The organism is Halosimplex rubrum (assembly GCF_013415885.1).
Classification (GTDB): domain Archaea; phylum Halobacteriota; class Halobacteria; order Halobacteriales; family Haloarculaceae; genus Halosimplex; species Halosimplex rubrum.
The window spans coordinates 3,859,572-3,879,090 of the sequence record NZ_CP058910.1; the positions used below are offsets into that span (position 1 = coordinate 3,859,572).

At 72.4% G+C, this 19,519-nt stretch carries 21 protein-coding genes; 8 read left to right on the top strand and 13 right to left on the bottom strand.

What is annotated here, in order from left to right:
• The first annotated feature begins 58 nt into the window (after positions 1-58).
• Positions 59-826: an SAM-dependent methyltransferase gene (locus HZS55_RS19310; protein ID WP_179909177.1), complete on the top strand. Its 768-nt coding sequence runs from the start codon at positions 59-61 to the stop codon at positions 824-826.
• Between the two features lie 122 nt (positions 827-948).
• Complete coding sequence (locus HZS55_RS19315) at positions 949-2,283, top strand: glycosyltransferase family 87 protein (protein ID WP_179909178.1); 1,335 nt, start codon at positions 949-951, stop codon at positions 2,281-2,283.
• Between the two features lie 36 nt (positions 2,284-2,319).
• Here HZS55_RS19315 and coaBC read toward each other — a convergent pair whose 3' ends face one another.
• From coaBC to HZS55_RS19345, 6 genes are all read right to left on the bottom strand, one after another.
• Complete coding sequence (gene coaBC, locus HZS55_RS19320) at positions 2,320-3,477, bottom strand: bifunctional phosphopantothenoylcysteine decarboxylase/phosphopantothenate--cysteine ligase CoaBC (protein WP_179909179.1); 1,158 nt, start codon at positions 3,475-3,477, stop codon at positions 2,320-2,322.
• A gap of 337 nt (positions 3,478-3,814) precedes the next feature.
• Positions 3,815-4,600 carry an FAD-dependent oxidoreductase gene (locus HZS55_RS19325; RefSeq protein ID WP_179909180.1) on the bottom strand — a complete coding sequence of 262 codons (786 nt, stop codon included), beginning with the start codon at positions 4,598-4,600 and terminating at the stop codon, positions 3,815-3,817.
• Positions 4,601-4,644: 44 nt separating this feature from the next.
• The gene (locus tag HZS55_RS19330) at positions 4,645-6,099 is read right to left on the bottom strand and encodes a hypothetical protein (RefSeq protein WP_179909181.1); all 1,455 of its coding nucleotides are present in this window, start codon (positions 6,097-6,099) and stop codon (positions 4,645-4,647) included.
• Positions 6,096-7,793, bottom strand: coding sequence for a DUF58 domain-containing protein (locus HZS55_RS19335; RefSeq protein ID WP_179909182.1), 1,698 nt, complete (start codon positions 7,791-7,793; stop codon positions 6,096-6,098). Before HZS55_RS19335 ends, HZS55_RS19330 begins: the two co-directional genes overlap by 4 nt.
• Complete coding sequence (locus tag HZS55_RS19340; RefSeq protein WP_179909183.1) at positions 7,790-8,470, bottom strand: DUF7269 family protein; 681 nt, start codon at positions 8,468-8,470, stop codon at positions 7,790-7,792. The genes HZS55_RS19335 and HZS55_RS19340 overlap by 4 nt, the downstream gene beginning before the upstream one ends.
• Positions 8,467-9,561: a DUF4129 domain-containing protein gene (locus tag HZS55_RS19345; protein WP_179909184.1), complete on the bottom strand. Its 1,095-nt coding sequence runs from the start codon at positions 9,559-9,561 to the stop codon at positions 8,467-8,469. The genes HZS55_RS19340 and HZS55_RS19345 overlap by 4 nt, the downstream gene beginning before the upstream one ends.
• Positions 9,562-9,655: 94 nt before the next feature.
• On the opposite strand from HZS55_RS19345, the gene HZS55_RS19350 reads away from it, so the two are divergent.
• The gene (locus tag HZS55_RS19350) at positions 9,656-10,720 is read left to right on the top strand and encodes a M48 family metalloprotease (RefSeq protein WP_179909185.1); all 1,065 of its coding nucleotides are present in this window, start codon (positions 9,656-9,658) and stop codon (positions 10,718-10,720) included.
• 30 nt (positions 10,721-10,750) lie between these two features.
• Here the strand turns inward: HZS55_RS19350 and trpB are convergent, their stop codons facing one another.
• The gene (gene trpB, locus HZS55_RS19355) at positions 10,751-11,908 is read right to left on the bottom strand and encodes a tryptophan synthase subunit beta (RefSeq protein ID WP_179909186.1); all 1,158 of its coding nucleotides are present in this window, start codon (positions 11,906-11,908) and stop codon (positions 10,751-10,753) included.
• A 123-nt stretch (positions 11,909-12,031) separates the two neighbouring features.
• Between trpB and HZS55_RS19360 the strand changes: the two genes are divergently transcribed.
• The 3 genes from HZS55_RS19360 (at position 12,032) to HZS55_RS19370 (ending at position 13,651) form a co-directional block, all read left to right on the top strand.
• On the top strand, positions 12,032-12,460 hold the full coding sequence (locus HZS55_RS19360) for a universal stress protein (protein ID WP_179909187.1): 429 nt from the start codon (positions 12,032-12,034) through the stop codon (positions 12,458-12,460).
• 154 nt (positions 12,461-12,614) lie between these two features.
• A complete protein-coding gene (locus HZS55_RS19365) occupies positions 12,615-13,028 on the top strand; it encodes a DUF5518 domain-containing protein (protein WP_246308305.1) in 414 nt (137 codons plus the stop codon).
• Positions 13,029-13,120: 92 nt separating this feature from the next.
• The gene (locus HZS55_RS19370; protein ID WP_179909188.1) at positions 13,121-13,651 is read left to right on the top strand and encodes an SRPBCC family protein; all 531 of its coding nucleotides are present in this window, start codon (positions 13,121-13,123) and stop codon (positions 13,649-13,651) included.
• A 30-nt stretch (positions 13,652-13,681) separates the two neighbouring features.
• On the opposite strand, the gene HZS55_RS19375 is transcribed toward HZS55_RS19370, so the two are convergent.
• Together HZS55_RS19375 and HZS55_RS19380 are read right to left on the bottom strand one after the other, a co-directional pair.
• Positions 13,682-14,341 carry a plastocyanin/azurin family copper-binding protein gene (locus HZS55_RS19375; RefSeq protein ID WP_179909189.1) on the bottom strand — a complete coding sequence of 220 codons (660 nt, stop codon included), beginning with the start codon at positions 14,339-14,341 and terminating at the stop codon, positions 13,682-13,684.
• 128 nt (positions 14,342-14,469) lie between these two features.
• Positions 14,470-15,210, bottom strand: a complete 741-nt coding sequence (locus HZS55_RS19380; RefSeq protein WP_179909190.1) for a halocyanin domain-containing protein — start codon at positions 15,208-15,210, stop codon at positions 14,470-14,472.
• A 159-nt stretch (positions 15,211-15,369) separates the two neighbouring features.
• On the opposite strand from HZS55_RS19380, the gene HZS55_RS19385 reads away from it, so the two are divergent.
• Together HZS55_RS19385 and HZS55_RS19390 are read left to right on the top strand one after the other, a co-directional pair.
• Entirely contained in the window at positions 15,370-16,113 is a 744-nt protein-coding gene (locus tag HZS55_RS19385; RefSeq protein WP_246308306.1) for an NAD(+)/NADH kinase, read from the top strand.
• A 124-nt stretch (positions 16,114-16,237) separates the two neighbouring features.
• A complete protein-coding gene (locus HZS55_RS19390; RefSeq protein ID WP_179909192.1) occupies positions 16,238-16,687 on the top strand; it encodes a DUF7313 family protein in 450 nt (149 codons plus the stop codon).
• A 598-nt stretch (positions 16,688-17,285) separates the two neighbouring features.
• On the opposite strand, the gene HZS55_RS19395 is transcribed toward HZS55_RS19390, so the two are convergent.
• Genes HZS55_RS19395 through HZS55_RS19410 form a run of 4 tightly spaced genes read right to left on the bottom strand, consistent with a single transcriptional unit; the run spans position 17,286 to position 19,519 of the window.
• Entirely contained in the window at positions 17,286-17,558 is a 273-nt protein-coding gene (locus tag HZS55_RS19395) for a DUF7314 family protein (protein ID WP_179909193.1), read from the bottom strand.
• Positions 17,551-17,949 carry a DUF7315 family membrane protein gene (locus HZS55_RS19400; protein WP_394353543.1) on the bottom strand — a complete coding sequence of 133 codons (399 nt, stop codon included), beginning with the start codon at positions 17,947-17,949 and terminating at the stop codon, positions 17,551-17,553. The genes HZS55_RS19395 and HZS55_RS19400 overlap by 8 nt, the downstream gene beginning before the upstream one ends.
• On the bottom strand, positions 17,950-18,711 hold the full coding sequence (locus HZS55_RS19405; RefSeq protein WP_179909194.1) for a cytochrome b family protein: 762 nt from the start codon (positions 18,709-18,711) through the stop codon (positions 17,950-17,952).
• Between the two features lie 4 nt (positions 18,712-18,715).
• A complete protein-coding gene (locus HZS55_RS19410) occupies positions 18,716-19,519 on the bottom strand; it encodes a cytochrome b (RefSeq protein WP_179909195.1) in 804 nt (267 codons plus the stop codon).

The following is a 19,519-nucleotide window of genomic DNA, read 5'->3' on the forward strand; positions in this document are numbered from 1 at the left end:
ACGCGACCGGTTCGCACACCTCCGCGCCGCTTTTCACTCCGGCCGCCGACCCGCCGGTATGGCCCACTGGACCGACGAGGCCTTCCGCGAGAACTCCGGGGTGTTCCGCCGCCACCTCGAAGACCGCGTCGACGCCGCCGCCGAGGAGACCGACGACCTGCTCGCCCTGCTGGGCGACCGCGGGATCGAACCGGCGTCGGCGCTGGACGTGGCCTGCGGCATCGGCCGCCACGCGGTCGAACTCGGCGACCGCGACATCGCGGTCCGGGGGATCGACATCTCCGAACCCTATCTCGACCGGGCGCGCGAACGGGTCGCCGACCGCGGCGTCGGCGACGCGGTGACGCTCGAACGCGCCGATATGCGCGACCTCGCCGGGCGCGACGGCGAGTACGACCTCGTCTACAATCTCTGGACCTCCTTCGGCTACTACGATGAGGAGACCAACCGCGCAGTCCTCGCGGGGATGTACGAGCGGGTGGCCGACGGCGGCGCGCTGGTCCTCGAACTTGTCAACCGCGAGGGAGTACTCGCGGAGTTCCGGCCGGCCGCCGTCCCCGAGGTCGCCGACGCCCTCGTCGTCGAATCCGTCGAGTACGACCCCGAGACAGCCCGCATGGAGACGACCCGCCGCGTCTTCGCGGAGACCGACGGGGGCTACGACTACGAGGGGGAGATGGTGTACGACGTGCGGCTGTACGCGCCCGCCGAACTCGCGGCGCTGTGTCGCCGTGCGGGCTTCGAGTCCGTCTCGCTGTACGCCGGCCTCGGCGGCGAACCGCTCGAACGGGAGTCGACGCGGCTGGTCGTCGTCGCCGAGCCCTGAGCGCGGGCCGGTCCCCGACACCGACCGCCATTGGCGGCCGCCGAAACCGCCCGACTGCGGAGGATCAAAGAGCCATTTGATGGGTGAGAAGACACTCATACCGGCCGACAGTATCGGCGGATATGTCGCTGCTGACGCGGTTGTGGGCGCGCCGCCGCGAGCGCCCGGCGCTGGTCGCCGTCGCCGCCCTCCTGCTGGCGTCGCTGCTGGTCTACCCGGTCGTCGACTGGTGGCTGCGGGCGACGGTCGAGTTCGCGTCGGACTTCCGGTTCGGCGACTTCGGCGCCTACACCGGCGCCGTCGACCGCTGGCAGGACGGGTCGTCGCTCTACCGGCGGACCGACGACGGCGGGTTCTGGGGCACGTACCTCTACCCGCCGGTGGTCGTCTTGCTGTTCTGGCCCTTCGAGGCGCTGCTGGCGTTCCGCGACGGAGCGATGGCCTGGCTGCTCGCGAGCGGCGTCTTCCTGTGGGCGGGCCTGCAGGCGCTGGTCGCCGCGCTGGGCTACGACCTGCGGTGGCACGAACGGCTCGGGCTGGCGGCGCTGCTCGCCGGCTTCCACCCCGCGCTCTTGACCGCGAAGCTCGGCCAGACCGCGCTGTTCATGGGCGGGCTGCTCTCGTTCGCCGCCGCGGCGCTGGTCCGGGACGGGCGCGGAGCCGGCGGCGGCTCCGAAATCGGCACCCGCGGTGACGACGGCTCCCTCCGCGGCTCGCCCTGGCCGCTGCTCGCCGGCGCCGCCACCGCGGTCGTCGGCGTCGTCAAGTTCGCATACGCCCCGATCGGCGCGCACCTGCTCCACGACCGCCGGCGGCTGGTCGGCGCCCTGCTCGCGGTCCCGCCGGTCGTCTGGCTGTCGATACGCTTCTTCGGCGCCGAGGCGCACCTGACCTACCTCAACGTGCTCCGCTGGGGGGTCTCCCAGGGGAGCGGCGGCGCCCGCTCGCCGACGCTGTGGCTCGCGCCGTACTACAAACCGCTGGCGTGGCTCCCCGGGGCGCAGGCGTGCAGAGTCGCCGTCTCGTTCGGCGTCGCCGCCCTCGCCGTCCTCGCGCCGCCGCGGGCGCGGCGGACGGTGTTCGCGCTCGGCGTCGCGGCGTTCCCCCTCCTGACCCCCCAGACGTACACCTACTACTTCGTCGCGCTGCTGCCGGTCGCCGTCCTCTTGCTGGCCGAGGAACTCGACCGCGACGGCTACCCGGAACTGGTCCTGGTCGGCGTCCTCTGCCTCCACCTCCACGCCTACGGGCTGCGCTTCCTGGTCCTCACGGTCCCGAACACCGTCCCCGCGTTCGAGGCGCTCAGACCCGCGTATCTGCTCCTCCAGCCCGGGCTGTGGGGCAACGCCCTCCTCGTCGGCCTCGCGGCCGTCCGGGTGGTCCAGGCCGCGGACCCGTCGACGGACCTCCTCCCGGTCGGCGAGCCGTCGACCGCCGGAGCGACCGAGGGCGACTGACAACTGCGGTACGGAGACGAGCGGAGCCGGACCGCATCAGCCGAGTTCGGCCGCGAGTTCGTCGGCGACCCGGGCGCCCAGACCGCTCTTCTCGCCCTCGTACTCGCGTACGTCGTCGGCGCGGACGAGCAGGGCTCGCGTGCGGTCGCCGGCCATCACGCTCGCGTCGTTGCCGACGACGAAGGCCATCCCCGCCCGCTCCAGCAGCGACCGAGCCTGCGAGATGATGGCGTCGTCCTCGCCGCCGGTCTCGGCCTTGAAGCCGACGATCGGCAGGTCGGGGTGGTCCTCGCGAACGGTGTCGACGAGCTTCGGCGTCGGTTCGAGTTCGAGCGTCAGCGACTCCGCCCCCGACCGGATCTTCGAGTCGCGACGCTCGACGGTGTAGTCGGAGACGGCCGCCGCCGAGACGAGCGCGTCGGCGTCGGCGACCGCCTCCCGGGTGGCGTCGAGCATTTCCGCCGCCGATTCGACCGACTCGACGGCGGCGTACGGCAGACCCTCACCGTCGTGGACGACGGTCACGTCCGCGCCGCGGACGTAACAGGCGCGGGCGACGGCGCGGCCGGTCTTGCCCGACGCGCGGTTCGAGAGCGTCCGGATCGGGTCGATCGACTCCGTGGTCGCGCCGCTCGTGACGACGACGCGGCGGCCCGCGAGCGGGTCCGGGGTGGCGGCCCGCGCCGCGGCGAGCGCGATGGCGTCCTCGGTCGCGATTTTGGCCTTGCCCTCCTCGACGCGGGGGTCGACGAAGTCGACGCCCCACGACTCGACGCGGTCGATGGCGTCGAGCACGCCGGGGTGGTCGTACATCGGCTCGTGCATCGCCGGCGCGACCACGACGGGGACGCCCGCGCCCAGCGCCGTCGTCGCGCACGTGGTGACCGGCGTGTCGTCGACCGCCGCCGCGACCTTGCCGACGGTGTTGGCCGTCGCGGGCGCGACCAGTAGCACGTCGGCCCAGCCCTCGCGGCCGCAGAGTTCGACGTGTTCGACGGCGCCGGTGATCTCGGTGACGACCGGGTTCTCGGTGGCGAACTCCAGCGCCCAGGGGTGGACGATCCCCTCGGCGGCGTCGGTGGTGACGGCCCTGACGCTCGCGCCGCGGCGGCGCAGCTCGTGGGCGAGTTCGACCGTCTTCACCGCGGCGATCGAGCCGGTGACCCCCAGCGCGACGTTGACGCCGTCCAGCATCGCCCGCACCTTCTCGCCGTCGCGACTTATAAGGGGCGGCTCGCGGCGGCCGCGGCCGACGGGCGGTGAGACGGAGGGCGGGCTCGGCGAGCGAGCGCGTCGGACCGCGCCACCGCTGGCGGGGGCCGAGAGACGAGAAACGGGGACCGAGAGAGAGGGGAGAGCGGGTGTCCGATCCGATGGGGGATGCCTCTGACACCCATCGACTAGTCGTCGCGAGCGACCTATTCAGTGTTCCGTTCGTTCATCGGCCGCGCACGACCGTGATATCGTGCCACTCCGTCGATCCAGGGCTCCAGCGGCGGCAGATCGTCAGCCAGGTCCACTGCGGGCCGCGTCACTCCTCGTCGGCGACGCTCGGGTGCATCGTCGGCCCGTCGGGGTGGGGGTCGGCGACCGACTCCCGAATCGCCGCCCGGGACTCGTCCTCGCGACGGCGGCGTTCGCTCTCGTCGATCTCCTCGCAGCCCGGCGGGACCGCCCGGTCGCGGCCGGTGAAGTAGCCCTCCGGGACGACCCAGTCGTGGTAGAACGGCCGGTCGGAGTCCTCCAGGAGCGTGATCGCCACCTGCGCGCCGTGGCCGGCGGCGACGACGGCCTGGTGGTACTGCTTGGCCAGGCGACCGGCGGCGTACAGCCCGTCCACCTCGGTTCGTCCCAGGTCGTCGACGCCGACGAACTGTTTCGACCCGCGCTGGACCATCGAGACGTCCAGGTCGTCGAGATACGAGGGGTCCGACCACGACGCCGCGACGACGTAGGTGGCGGTCAGCGCGTCGCCGTCGTCGAGGGAGACGGCGAATCCCGACACCTCGTCGTCGGGACCGAGGTCGCCGTCCTCGGAGTACGGCGGGTCCTCGGGGTCGAGCGGGGCCACCCGCTCGACGCGGTCGTCGGTGAACTGTACCCCGTTGCGCTCGGCCTGCTCGCGGGTCGAGTCGAGCAGTAGCCTGGGGTTGACGCCGGCGGGGAACCCCGGGAAGTTCTCCAGGTGGGCGTTGCGCCGGAGGATCGGTTCGCCGGTCGAGACGACGCGGGTGTCGAGGTCGGCCCGGGCGGTGAACAGCGCCGCGGTCAATCCGGCCAGCCCGCCGCCGACCACGAGTACGTCTTCGTCGGTCATATCGGTCGGTTCCCCGGGCGCCTCGATAAGCGATGCGGCCGCGGCTACTCGCGCAGCGCGACCGCGAAGGCGACGACCGACACCATCACCAGCGCGAGCGCGACCGTCGCCCGGTCGTCGGGAACGCGGATCGGGACGGCGAAGTAGCCGACGAGGAGCGCGACGGCGACGGCGCCGGCCAGCACGGTCCCCGTCGCGGTCGCGTGGACGAGTTCGGTCCGCGTCGGCGGTCGGACGCCGCCCAGGTCCCGTTCGAACCCGACGGCGTGGACGCCCAGGTCCCAGACTGCGAGCGCGCCGGCCGCGGCCGTCACGACGACGAGCGTCGGGAGCGCGTCCGCGAGCAGCGCCGTCCCGACCAGCGCGAGGGCGGCGCCGACCGCGAAGCCCTCCGCCCGGCCGACGAACAGCTCCGTCACGCGGTACAGCGCGTGGACGAACGCCAACACTGCCAGAAGCCCACAGAGGGCGGCGACGAGCGCGGGCACGGCCACGGCGACCGGGGTCGGAATCGCGACGACGGTCGACAGGTCGAACGCGCGAGCGACCGTCGCGAGGGCGCCCCCGCCGAGGGCGACCGCCACCGCGACGAGCCCGCCCGCGCCGTAGGCGACCGTGTTCCCCGGCGACGGGCCGGTCCAGAAGACGATGGCGCGGTGGACCGCCGGCGCGACGGCCACGCACAGCGACAGCGCGATGACGACGCCGAGCGCGGCGTGGGCGACGCCGGTGAGCACCACCGCATCGACGACGCGACCGACGAGCGGTCGCGCGGCGAGCGCCGAGCCGACGGCATCGCGGACGACCGCCGCCGACCCGAACAGCAGCGCGACGACCAGCGTCGCCAGATACCACCGGGGAACCTCGTCGAGCGTCAGCCTGAACGACGCGGCCAGTCCCGAGTCCGGCGCGCCGCGCCCGGGCACCAGCGCGTCGAGCGCGCGGCCCGCACGCTCGGCCGCGAGGCCGGCGGCGAGGGCGGCCACCTGAAGCCAGACCGCCGCGACGACGGGCGAAGCGGTCGCCCCCGCGAAGGCCCAGGCGACCAGCCCGGGGACGAACCCGGTCCCGACCAGCAGGAACCACGCGACCGCGGCCGCGAGCGCCACGAGCGCGACGAACCCGGACTCGGAGACGGCGCGGGTCAGCCGGTCGGTCGTCTCGTCGGAGACGCCCGCGAGCGCCGCGAGCGCGACGGCCGCTGCCCCCGCGAGTACCACCGCGTGACCGGCTCGCCCCGCCGTCGTGGCGAGCCAGCCCGCCGCCGCCGCGAGCGCCGCGGTGCCGACCGCGACGGAGACGCTCCCGGCGGCGAGCCGGCGGGTCCGCGACGGGTCGAGCGCCCCGACACCCCAGCCGAACACGAGGGTACCCGCGACGCCGAGCAGCCCGACGGCGCCCGCGCCGGAGAACGCGAACACCGCCGTCGCGACGCACGCCGCGACCGCGAGGGCGCCCCGCGCCGACACGACGCCGGCCCGCGGGTGGTCGGCGCTCATCGCTCCCACCTCGCGGCCGCGCGGTCGACCGCGATCTGGAGCGGTTCGTCGGGCGACCAGTCGACGACGCGCGCCCGGCGGGCGCCGGTCACCGAGCGGACGCGAGCGGCTCGGCGGAGCCGGTCGACGACCGCGCCGACCGACTCCCGGCCGGTCAGGTCGGGGCTGACGACGGTCGTCGCGTGTTCGTGTGCGACCAGCCGCTCGACCGCGCGGACCGCGCCGTCGTCCAGCAGCGGCGAGACGAAGACGACCTGCGCGCCGGCGGGGACCTCGTCGGTCAGTCGGTGCCGGCCGTCGAGCAGCCCCCGGCCACCGCCGGACCGGCCGGAGCGGCCGGCCGCCTCGGCGTCGCCGGTCGCCACCGCGAACGAGCGCCCGACCGCCGTGCCCAGGTCGTCGACCGTGACGCCGAGTTTCGTGCGCAACAGCGCTCGCAGCCGCAGCGACTGCTCGGTCCCGGTCGCGGGTTCGAGCGCCCCGCGCGTCTCGAAGTAGCCGGCGCCGGCCGTCGAGAGCACCGACGCCCCGACCTGGGTCCCCTGGTCGAGGAGGTCGTCCGCGAGCCTGACCGCGGCGTACCCACAGAGGTCCCGCGCGTCCGGCTCGCCCGGTGCGGCCCGGCGCTGGAGTCGGCCGTCGACGACGAACACGACGGTCGCGGCCTTGGACTCGCGGTAGGTGACCGTCGTCAGCTCGCCCGTCGACGCGTAGCGGTTCCAGTCGACGCGGCTGGCGGAGTCACCCGGCGCGTAGTCGCGAGTAGCGTAGAACTCTACCCCCTCGCCGCCCGAATCCGTCTCGACGCGGCCCGCGCCGATCCCCGTCTGGGCGGCCAGCGGCAGCGAGTCGACCGCCGCGTGACAGACCATCGACTGGCCGGCCTCGAAGGTCGTCCGCCTGACCGCCTCGCCGGCGGCGCTGCGCGCGACGGCCGTCACGTCACCGAACTCGTGTTTGCCGCGGGAGGCGCCGAGTTCGTACTCGACCGCGAGATGGTCGCCGGGTTCGACCGTCCCCGCCCCACGGGCGTCGCCATCGACCACGTCGAGCTCCGCGGGCGGGTCGTCGGCGACGCGCACGTCCGCCAGCGGCACGTCCCCGGCGTTCTCGACCCGCACCGTCACCGCGACCCGGTCGCCCGGGGACGGGTCGGCCGGCTCGACGCGGCGCTTCGCGACCAGCGACGGCGACGGCGGCCGCGACAGCGACGCGTACGCCGCGTAGACGAGCCCGACGATCGATGCGAGGAAGAGACCGGTGTTCGACAGGAAGACCCCCAGCGCCACCGACGCCAGCGCGAAGACCACGCCGGCGACCCAGCGGTTCTCGACGCCCGTCGCGGTCGTCTCCGCGCCCGTCGTCGCCGCCAGCGTCACGCCCGACCCGTCGCCCGTGATCGACGGCTCCGTCTCCCCGTCGGCCTCGACCGCCGTGTCGGCCGCCGGTTCCGAGTCGGCGTCGACCGGGTCGGCGTCCGCATCGTCGATCCCGCCGGCGCCCGCATCGCCGGGCTCGTCGACATCCTCGGTCTCCGCGGCCGGTCCGTCGGTGTCGACGGCCGCATCGGACGGTTCCTGGCCGTCGGTCGCCTCAGTCGGGTCCTGACCGTCGGTCGCCTCAGCCGGGTCCTGACCGTCGGTCGCCTCGGCCGGGTCCCGCTCGTCGGTCGTCCCGGGACGCGTGTCGCTCACGGCTCGCCCACCTCCGCCTCGACGCCGGCGACGGCGGACAGCTCCGCGACGGTCGCCTCGACCCGCCGACGGTAGGGAGCGCCGCTGGCCCAGTCGGCGACTCGCACCCGGACCGACAACGGCACGTCGTCGCCGAGGTAGGCCGCCGCGCGCGGGTCGTCCGTCCACTCGCCGGTCTCCAGCGCGGCCTCGGCGTCGTCGGTTCCGGTCTCACGGAGCACCTCGACCGCCAAGTCGCGGATCCGGGCCTCCACGTCGCTGCGCCGCCACCCGCTGTCGGTGGTCTCCGGGTCGCCGAGCGCGTCGAGCACCTCGTCCACGGCGTCGCCGACCAGCCGGTCTTCGGACCCGTCGGCGTCGCCCCGGGCGGGGAGCGAAACGTCGGCCCCGTCGTCGGTCGAGCGGCCGCGCCACAGCGACCAGGCGCCGAGGACGAGCGCGAAGTGGGCGACGAAGTACACGAGCGGGCGAGCCGGCCAGACGACCGCGTCGACCGCGTCGGCGAAGCGCTGCCCGCCGGCGCCCGCGACCAGCGCGAGCGCCGTCGCGAACGCGAGGGCGCCGACCGCGGCCGCGGCCAGCCGGACCCGCCGCCCGCCGAGCACGCGGTCGGAGTCGATGTCCAGACTCCTCGGGCGAGGGTCGCGGTCCGGTCCGACCGACGGCGGCGCGTTCATTCCTCGTCCTCCCGCCGGGACAGCACTGTCCGTGCGGCCTCGACGGCGGCCCGCGTCCGGTCGTCGGTCGCCGGCGCGCCGCCGTAGCGTACGTCCCTGAACACGTCTCTGAGCCGCTCGACCGGGCCCGACGGGTCGCCCCGATCGATCGCCGTCCGCGCCAGCTCCCCGGGGGTCCGGGCCTCCGAGTCGCGGACCGGCAGCGGGTCGGCGAACGCCGCCCACGCCCCTTCGACCGTGCGGATCCGCGCTTCCCCCGGCTCCGGTTCCACGGGTGTGGCCGTCCGCGCGTCGGCGGTGGGCGCGCTCCCGCTCGAACCGCCCGACCCGCCGCTCGCCAGCCCGGACAGGATGCCCGTGACCGATAGCAACGATCCGCCCGACGAGAACAGCCCGCCGAGTCCGGAGAGCAGACCGCCCGTCGCCCGCGATCCCCCGACGACGACGGTCGCGAGCCCCGCGGCGGCGTCGCTCGCGACCGACCCCGCGGTCGACAGGACTCGGGCCGTCCCGGTCGACGCGCCGACGAGCGCGACCATGGTCGCCTGCGGGACCCGCTTGACCAGTCCCGCCGGCGAGACGCCGCCCCCGCCGAACGCCCAGCCGAACGAGAGCGGCCCGAGCGACGGCCCGTCGGGCGAGCCGCCGTCCCCCAGCCGCGACGACAGCCCGGCCAGCACTGAGACTGCGATCAGCAACGCCACTCCGCCGGCGAACAGCCAGATCAACGGCCCGATGGCGCCGCCACCGCCCGACGAACCGCCGCCGTCGTCCGGAGCGGGCGTCGCGGTCGCCGTCGGTGTCGCCTCCGGCGTCGGCGACGGCGTCGACGCGTCGCCCTCGGCGATAGTCGAGACGGGTGTCGGTCCGTCGGCGTCGGCCGTCTCCGGTTCGTCGGTCCCCGCCGACCCGGCTCCTCGAGCGTCCGTGTCGAGCCGGTCGGCCGGTTCGGCGGACGCGTCGGTGCCGATGAGGTCGGTCTCGGCGGCCGGTACCGACCCGAATCCGGAGGCCGGGAGGAGGGTACCGCCGAACGCGACCGCCAGGACGGCCAGCGCGACGAGCGTGACGCGGGGACCCGAACGCCTCACACCGGACAGTAGACGCTTCGCGATAAAACCTTTCTGCCCGAGACACAGTTCAGCGACCACACAGCTTTTCACCCGACGGGTAGTACGGGGGTCCGTGTCCCTCCGGAACGACCGCGGGCTCGCGGTTCGGATGGCGGCCGCGCTGGCCGTCGTCGTCGCCGCGAACGCGCTGTTCGTCGGCGTCCTCGTCACGCTGGCCGCGCCCCGGCTCGGTACCGCCGTCCGCCGAGCGGCCGATGCGGCGGGCGTCCCCGGGTCGGTCGCCGCGCTCTGGTGGCTCCCGCTCGCCGTCGCGCTCGTCGCCGTCAGCGTCTGGGCGCAGTTGCGCTACGTCCGCCGCGAGACGCTCGCGGCCGTCGACGCCGAGCCGGCCGACCCCGAGACCTACCCGGACCTCGACCGCCGCCTGACGCGGCTGGCCGCTCAGACCGCCGTCCCCACGCCCGACTGCTACGTCGTCGACAGCGAGACGCCCAACAGCTTCGCGCTCGACGGCGCCGGCCGACCGACCGTCGTCGTCAGCACCGGCCTGCTGGCTGCGCTCGACGGCGACCGACTGGACGCCGTCCTCGCCCACGAACTCGCCCACCTCCAGCACCGCGACGCCACCGTCATGACGCTGGCGTCGTTCCTCCCCGCCCTGACCGGCGACCGCTACTCCCTCCTCGACCACCTGGGCCCGTGGGCGCGGCACCGCGCCGTCTGGAGCGGCGCCGTCGCCGCGCTCTACGTCGTCGGTGCCGTCGCGACCGCCACGAGCCCGTTCGACCCCGGCTACGCGCTCGGGTTCGCCGGCGGGGCCCTCGCGGCGGTCGTCCTCGGCGGCGTCGCCCTGGGCGTCTTCGCGGTCGCGGCCACCGTCGCCGCCCGTCGGCTGTCCCAGTACCGCGAGTTCGCCGCCGACCGGGCCGCCGGCCGGCTCAGCGGCGACCCCGCCGCGCTCGCGGACGCGCTCGCGACGCTGGACGACGAGACGACGGCGGCCCCGACCGTCGACAAACGGCTCGCCTACGACGAGGTGCGCGGCCTCTGTCTCCTCCCCGCGGGGTTCGGAACCGACGAGGCGGCCGACCCCGACGAGTTCCACGTCGAGACGCGGTCGCACCCGCCCACCGACGAGCGGGTCGCGCGGCTCCGCGAGCTGATCGACCGACAGTGAGCGCGGCGGCCGGGAGCCCCGGTCGCGACGTCAGGAGAGGTCGAACTGCTCGGCGGCGGTCTCCATGTCCTTGTCGCCGCGGCCGCTGAGGTTGACGAGAATGGTCTCGTGGTCGGTCTCCTCGGCCACTCGCCTGGCCATCGCCAGCCCGTGCGCGGTCTCCAGCGCCGGGATGATCCCCTCCTCCTCGCTGAGCGCGCGGAACGCCGCCAGCGCCTCGTCGTCGGTGATCGCCCGGTACTCGGCGCGACCCATCTCGCGGAACATCGCGTGCTCGGGGCCGACGCCCGGGTAGTCAAGCCCCGCAGAGACGGAGTGGACCTCGGTGTCGTCGTCGATGACGCGGGTCTTCATGCCGTGGATCACGTCCTCGTGGCCGTCGTCGAGCGGCGCGGCGTGCCGATCGGAGTCCCCGCCGTCGCCGCCGCCCTCGCCGCCGTAGAAGGCCACGTCGTCGTCGCGGAACGCGTGGAAGAGTCCGATGGCGTTCGACCCGCCGCCGACGCAGGCGACCGCGGCGTCCGGGAGTTCGCCCGTCCGCTCGCGGAACTGCTCGCGGGCCTCGCGGCCGATGACCGACTGAAACTCCCGGACCATCCGCGGGAACGGGTCGGGTCCGACCACCGAACCGACGAGGTAGTGCGTGTCGTCGACGTTCTCGACGAAGTCCTCCAGCGCGGCGTCGACCGCCTCCGAGAGGCCCTGGCCCTCGCGTTCGACCTCGTTGACCTCCGCGCCCATCAGGCGCATCCGGAACACGTTCATCCGCTGGCGCTCGACGTCTTTGGCCCCCATGTAGATCTCGGTGTCCATGTCGAACAGCGCGCCGACCATCGCCGTCGCCGTGCCGTGCTGTCCGGCGCCGGTCTCGGCGATGAGCCGCGACTTGCCCGCCTTTTCGGCCAGCAGCGCCTGCCCGACGGCGTTGTTGATCTTGTGGGCGCCGCCGTGGAGCAGGTCCTCGCGCTTGAGGTAGATCTCCGCGCCGTAGCGCTCGCTGAGGTTCTGTGCGTGGTATATCGGCGTCGGCCGGCCGGCGAACTCCTCCAAGATCGCCCGCAGTTCCGCCCGGAACTCCTCGGTCTGAGCCACGGACTCGAACGCGTCGGCCAGCTGCGCGAGCGGTTCCTGCATCGGTTCCGGAACGTGTCGACCACCGAACTCACCGAACTCCTGGCTATCGCTCATGAACGCCCATGTCCGCACTCTCGACTATAGGTCTATCGGGCCCGTCGTCGCGTCCCCCCGTCCCGTTCTCAGTGAGGGAGAACGCACGGGAGCGATTATACCGTCGACCGCGAACCGTCGGGCATGCGCTACCTCGTCGCGACCGACGGATCGACAGTGAGCGACGCCGCGGTCGAACACGCCGCCCGCGAAGCGAGCGTCTGGGGCGCGGATCTGGAGGTCGTCCACGTGCTGACGCCCGAGACGAAACTGGTCGACGGCGACATCGTCATGCCGGGCGAGGACAGCGCCGTCGACCACGCCGAGGAGATACTCGACGCGGCGGCCGACGCCGCCGCGAGCGCCGCCGCCGAGGCGGACAGCGACGTGAGCGTCGAGACGCAACTGCTGACCGGCCGACCGGCCGAGGCGATCACGACCTACGCCGAGGACGCCGGCGTCGACGCGGTCTTCGTCGGCCACCGCGGCCGCTCCGAGCGCCGTCGCCGCGTCGGCAGCGTCGCCAAGACCGTCATCGACAAGGCGTCGGTCCCGGTGACCGTCACCCGGTGAGACCCGCGACACCGAACCGAGAGCCACGATATCCCGCCGGAGAGACGCTAGAGGAGGTAAAATAGTACATAGTGTTATCGTGTGAGCGAGCGTATACGTCTCTATAGCTACGATATCCGACTCGTTCGTCGACCGCCGCGAGGGCGACTTCTGGGTGAACGCGCTGATCGGCGCGGTCGTGATGGTGGTGCTGTCGTGGATCCCCTTCGCGACGGTGCTGGGGGGCGGCGTCGCGGGCTACCTCCAGCAGGGGACCCGGATGGGCGGGGCGAAGGTCGGCGCGGTCTCCGGCCTCGTCGCCGCGGTCCCCGTCTTCGCGGTGCTGGGTCTCGTGTTCAGTATCTTCAGCTTCGGCGCGATCGTCAGCGGCGAGGCGCTCGGCACGGCCGTCCTGGTGGCGCTCGCGCTGTTCGCGCTCGCGGTCACCGCCGTCGTCGTCGCCGGCACCGGCGCGGTCGGCGGGTACCTCGGCGTCTACCTCCGGGAACGAACCGACGAAGACGAGTACGACCACGGACCGGCCGCGACCGACCCGACCGTCGAGGTCGACCCCGAGACGGCGCCCTGAGCGGCGGTTCACGCCCGTTTTTTCGATTTCGTCGCCGGGACGGAGCGGTCCCGGCGGCGAGGCTATTAGTACCAGCGGGCCCCAGGGCGGGTGTGGACGAAGTCGAGGTCAGCACGGTCATCCACGTGCCGCCCGCGGAGGCGTACGACTTCATCGTCGACTTCCCGCGGTACGCCGACTACTCCGAGTACCTCCGGGAGGTCCGCCGCGACGGCGACGGCTCGCCCGGCACGCGCTACGCGCTGAAGTTCTCCTGGTGGAAACTCACCTACACCGCTCACACGAAAGTGGTCGACGCCGACCCGCCCGAGCGCCTCGACTGGCGAGTCATCAGGAACATCGACGCCGACGGCCACTGGCGCGTCGAGGGGGCGGCCGACGAGGCGCCCGAAGACGTCGAGACGGCCTCGCGCGTCTCGCTGCGCATCGAGTACGACCCCGGCTCGGTCAACGCCGGCAGCATCGACCTCCCGCGGTTCGTCTCGCTGTCGTGGGTCGTCGAGAAGGTCAAACCGCTGATCCAGAAGGAGGCCGAACGGGTCGTCGAGCGGATCGTCGCCGACATCGAGGGCCAGCCCCGCGAGGTGGACCTGACGGTCCACACCCGTCCGGACGCCATCTGAACCGCCGTCGAGGAACGAGTGCCGCGACGCCTACTCGTCGTACTCGCCGTAGTCGCCGCCGTACTTGATGAAGAAGTAGCCGAGCCCGAGCGTCGCCGCCATGCCGAAGCCGGTTGCGATGCCGAGCGATTTCGCCGCGCCGGGAACCTCCGGACGGGAACCGCCGCCACCCGGGGTCTCGATATCTTCGGTTTCCACGTCGCCGCCGACGGCGATCGCGCCCTTCATGCCCTGGCCCTCGTGGGGCGCGCAGTTGTACGTGTACATGCCGCCGGTCTCCAGTGTGGCCTCGTAGGTCTTGCCCTGAGCGATAGTGGCGAACTCCCCGCCCTCCGACCCGCTCAAGCCGCCGCCGTCGGGCTGGCTCTCGGGCTTGACGTTGTGCCCCGACGAGACGAACTCGAAGACGACCGTCGTCCCGGCGTCGATCCAGATGTTCGTGGGGGCGAACGCGAACCCGCCCGAGCCGGCGCCGACCTCCACGGTCACCTCGGAGCTACCGCGCATGTCCTGATAGCCGGGGCCGTTCGCGTCGCTGACGTAGGAGGGGAAGACCGGCTTGACGTTGCCGCCTCCCCCGCCGCCTTCTTCCTGGGCGGCCGCGGTGCCCGCACCGGCCGCGACTGCTGTGGCGCCTGCACCGGCGCGCAGGAACGCCCGCCGTGACACGTCCGCGCTCTGGTCGCTCATGCTCGGCCGTATGGACCCGCCCGTAGTGAATCCACCGGAACGACGCCGGACTCACGGCGAAATCCTGCGGCCCCGTTGCACACCCCGCGACCGGGTGCTGCAGCCCGTCCTCGGACCGAAATCCCCCGTCAGGCCTCCTCGAACTCCCCGTAGTCGCCGCCGTACTTGATGAAGAGGTACGTCAGTCCGAGCGTCGCGGCCATCGCGACGCCCGTCGCGACCCCCAGCGTGCGCGCCGCGTCGGGCACTTGCGGGATCCCGGGACCGTCCCCACCGCCGCCGGTGTCGACCGTCGGATAGTCCGTTCCCACGACGACCGCGCCTTTCATCCCGAGCTGCTCGTGGGGATCGCAGACGTACCGGTAGATACCGTCCTCCTCGAAGGTGTACTCGAAGGGGCTCACCTCCTCGCAACCCGGCTCGCCGGAGTCGAACACCTCCTCCTGCTCGACGACGTTGTGGGGGCACCCCTCGCCGGTCCACGTCCAGGTGAGCGTCGCCCCGTTCTCGACGTGGACCGCCGGCGGGCCGAACCCGAAGGCCCCGCCGTTGGCTTCCGTACCGACCGAGACCGTGGGGTCCGACTCGCCCCGCAGGTCGACGACCTCGCCGTTGTAGTTGCCCACGCCCTCGAACCAGGTACCGAAATCCGGCTGGCCACCCCCGCCACCGCCGGCCGTCCCGCCGCCCGCGGTCCCGCCGTCACCGCCGGTGGCGGTTCCACCGCCCCCGGCCGTCCCTCCCCCGGTCGCCGTGCCGCCTCCGTCGGCCCCGGTCTGCTGTGCGGCCGCGGTCGCGTTCGCCGCGCCGGCCGCCCCGGCGCCGAAGAGGCCGGTCACGAAGCCGCGTCGCGTGGTCTCTCGGGTCATACCTTCGATCGGTCGCCGAGGCGCGTGAGTCCCCGGCTTGCAACGCCAACCGCGCCGGTCGCACCCGGGTCTCGGTCCCGCCGGCGGCGGGAGCAGACCCGCGGGTCGGCGCGCCCGCGGTGCGGTGCCTTTTTGCCGAGTCACCGCCACGCTCCGGTGATGAGCGACAGTCCGGTCGTCGGCGTCGTGGGCGCCGACGCCGACGCGGTGGTCGCCGCCGTCGAGTCCGCCGGCGGCCGGGCGACCGCGGGGACGGCGAAACGCGTCGTCGACGAGAGCGAGGCCGTCGTCGCCGTCGGCGAGCCCGCGCTGCTCGCGGTCGCGCGCACCGGCACGGACGACCCCGTCCTCCCCGTCGCCGCCGGCGCCAGCGTCCGCTCGGTGCCGCGCGAGGCGGTCGCCACCGGCGTCGCGGACCTCGTGGCCGGCGACTACGAACGCGCGCCCCACCCGCTGGTCGACGTGCGCGTCGGCGACCGGACCCGCGCCACGGCGCTGTTCGACCTGATGCTGGTCAGCGCCGAACCCGCACAGATATCGGAGTACGCGGTCGAACGCGCCGACGACCGCGTCGCGCGGTTCCGCGCCGACGGCGTCGTCGTCGCCACTCCCGCGGGCTCGTCCGGCTACGCGAGCGACGCCGGCGGACCGGTCCTCGCCCCGGAGACCGACGCCGTCGCCGTCGTCCCGGTGGCCCCCTTCGAGACCGACATCGACCACTGGGTCCTCCCGCCCGAGGGCCTCAGCGTCTCCGTCGAGCGCGACGAGACCGCCGTCCACCTGCTGGCCGACGACAGGGTCGTCGGCCCGGTCGAACCCCACGAACCCGTCCGGGTGACGCCCGCGGGCTCGATCGCCGTCGCGGTGGTCGCGACCGGCCGGTCGCCGTTCCCACCCGCCTGACCGACCGCGGCCCCGGGTCCCCGGTAGCGCCACCGATCGCACGTGCCGATTCGACCGCGGAAACCGGGGCGAGACCGGGCCGGATTGGAAAAGCTCTAATGGGCGACGGACCGATCCATCGGGTATGGTTGCATACGAGCTGTTCGGACCGGTCGACGCGGTCCTCGACAGCCACATCACCGAGGAAGTGCTCGTCATCGAGGCGGTGCTCCTCGGTCTCGTGGTCCTGAACATCGCGGCGCGGGCGCTGGCGCATCGACGCCACCGCTCCCAGGCCGAGAGCGGCGACGCCGACGAACTCTCGCGACACCCCTTCCACGTCCTCACCAACGTCGCGCTCGTGCTCGGGTCGTTCTACTTCCTCACCGTCCACCACCACGCCGGCATGGTCACCGCCGTCATCGCCATCTTCGTCCTCATGACTGACATCTTCGAGTTCGAGTCCCGCAAGGTCGAGGTCCGCCGGGAGATCGACCTCGAGCGTCCCAAGGCCGCCATCGGCGCCTCCGTCGTCGCGCTGCTGTACGTCGGCTACGTCACGTTCTTCTACGGCCCACTCGGCCAGTTCCTGTAGGTCCGCTCCTGTGCGGGCCGGTCTTTCACAGCTCTCGGGCTCCCGGTCGGAGCCGGCCGGCGGCTCCGGATCGGTGGGAGTGCGGACGACGCGTGGCCGCCAGCTATCGCGGGAAGCGAGCCGCCGCTCTCGTTCTGCGAAACGTCGACGCTGACACTGGAAGCGAGTGACGGCGCCGGGTTGCCCGTCACGCTCCCCGACACGGAGTTCACCGCGTTCCGATTCCGGAACGCCGAGTGGTCGCCGACCCCGACGAACCGTTCGGACTCGTACCCGCCCCGGCGGACCCGCCCTCCGAACCGCTCCGTCGCGGGCGACGTTCCGATTCAGGTAGGCGATCGCGCGGAGCCACGGGAGGACAGGTGCGGAATCGAGGTCTTCGACGACAGCGGTCCCGACGCCAAGTCGTCGGTAGAGACCGTTTCGACCACGATCGACGGTTGGTTGTTCACCGCTCGGACGGTATACGCGCGGTGCGTCGACGCGGGAACCGCGGGAGCCACATCGCCAGGTCGACGAGACGCGGGCGACACAGGGTTCCGGCGCCGGCGCGGCCGCTACGCGGCGAGGAACGTACCGAGGGAGAAACCGGCGGCGGTCAGTTCGAGCGGTCCGCGTAGGCCGTCCGGAGTTCTTCGACGGCGGGGATGATCACCCAGAACGTCAGCGCGCCGAAGACCGCGAACCACGCCATCACGTCCATGATCGCGACGCCGAGCTCGCCGTAGACGGTGTTGACGCCCTCGACCGGGGCGACCAGCTGGACGCCGCTCCCCTCGAAGCTGGGCGTGCGGTACCAGCCGGCGAGAGTCAGCCACGCCAGCCCCGCGGCCGAGAAGACCGCCATCCCTTTCGCGAATTCGTCAGCCATTATCTGATATTTCGTCGGTTTCGTCTTTAGCGTTTCCCATTCCGTCGGCCCGAAAGCGCGTCGAGAACGCGTAGGTGACCGCACCGACGACGATCAGCCCCAGGCCCGCCAGCGCGACGAGCGGCTGGACCTCCGACAGCTCCGCCGTCGCCCTGTCGGTCGCCACGTCGAGCAACAGGAAGCCGCCGACGACCGCCGCCACGGCGAACAGCGTCGAGAAGACCGTCACCCGCTTGTAGACCGCGTCAGGGACGACCACGTCGCGTCCGCGCGCGCCCGTCGCCTCGCGCTCGCTATCGGAACGATCGGTATCGGCGTCGGGAGAACCGGCGTCGTCCGTCCCGTCGGCGGTCGCGTCGGCCGGGTCGCCCGAGCGGGACGGATCCGTCATCTACTTCGGTGGCCGCAGGCGGTAGTACCGGCGGTTGAGGTTGAACATGTACCCCTCCCGCATCGTCCGGAGGACGGCGTAGCTGAGGAACGCCGCCAGGATCGGGAGGATGAAGGTCAGGTCGAAGATGAGGTGAGAGTCCATCGGGATGAGGTTCTTGACCGACAGCGCGGCGATCGTGAAGGCGAAGACGACGCCGCTGACCCCGACGGCCGACCAGAACGGCTGTTCGACCGGGCGGCGGGCGCTCCCCTTGTTGAGGAACGGGACGATGGCGACGAAGCCGACGACGACGAGGTTCGCGATGACGCCGTAGGTGCGGTCGGCCATCAGCTTCTGGCTGCCGAGCAGGCTGATCTCGGGGTTGAGCGGGCCGAGCTTCAGCAGGCCGAACGACCAGTAGAGATACCAGTCGGGCAGGATGATCGCCGGCGTCGACGAGGAGTCGGCCGGCGGGCCGATGTGGGGCGGCAGCGCCGCCGAGAGGAAGATGATCATGCCGACGAAGAAGCTCGTCAGCGCGAGGTTGCGGATCATCTCGTGGGGCCACGTCGGGAACGCGAGCACGTCGCGTTCGACGTAGGAGGACTGCTGGCGCAGGTCCTGGTCCTCGCGGCGCGACCGCTCGAAGTACTCGTAGGTCAGCCGGGCGAGCCCCTGCTTGCGCGCCTTGCGCTCGCTCCACGTCGGGGTCTCGTCGTCCGGCGGGACGATACCCGTGCCGTCGGTGCGAACTTCCTCGGAGTTGTCGTTGTCGCTCATTGTATCAGTGGGGTTCGGCGATGCCCTGCATCCAGACGATACCGATGTGGACGGCGATGATCCCGGTCGTGACGAACGGGAGCACGAACACGTGCAAGATGTACATCCGCTGGACCGTCGACTGGCTCAGGGTGAACCCGCCGAACAGTAGCTGGGCCACCCACTCGCCGATGAGTGGTATCGACAGGCTCATCTCGACGCCGATCTGGCCGGCCCAGAAGGCCAGCTGGTCCCACGGGAGCAGGTACCCCGTGTACCCGAAGACCATCGTCAGCGAGATGAGCACGATGCCGATGATCCAGTTGAGTTCTCGGGGCTCCTTGTACGCGCCCGTGAAGTACACACGCAGCATGTGCAGGAACACGGCCGCGACCATCACCTGCGCCGACCACCGGTGTAGTGACCGGAGGAAGAAGCCGAAGTTCAACTCGGTCATGATGAAGGTGATGGAGTTGTACGCGAGATCCGGCGTCCCGTTGGAGGCCCCTGCGCCCGGCGCGTAGTAGAATCCCAGCAACGCGCCGGATATCGCCGCGACGACGTACGCGATCGTCGAGAACGACCCCAGCGCGTAGAGGGGATACCAGTACCAGAACTTGTTGTCCAGGTTGTACTGCTCGGTGTGGCTCTTGGGCATCTGGAAGTTGACCTTGTAGTACATGTTCTCAAGGATCTCCAGATAGTCGACGATTCGCAGGCGCCTGTCGAGCCACAGCAACACCGTGAGGTAAATCTCCTCGATAGCCGTGAGATCACGGCTCTCCATCCAGCCGTCGTGGTCGTGTTCGTCTTTGCGTTCGAGACTCAT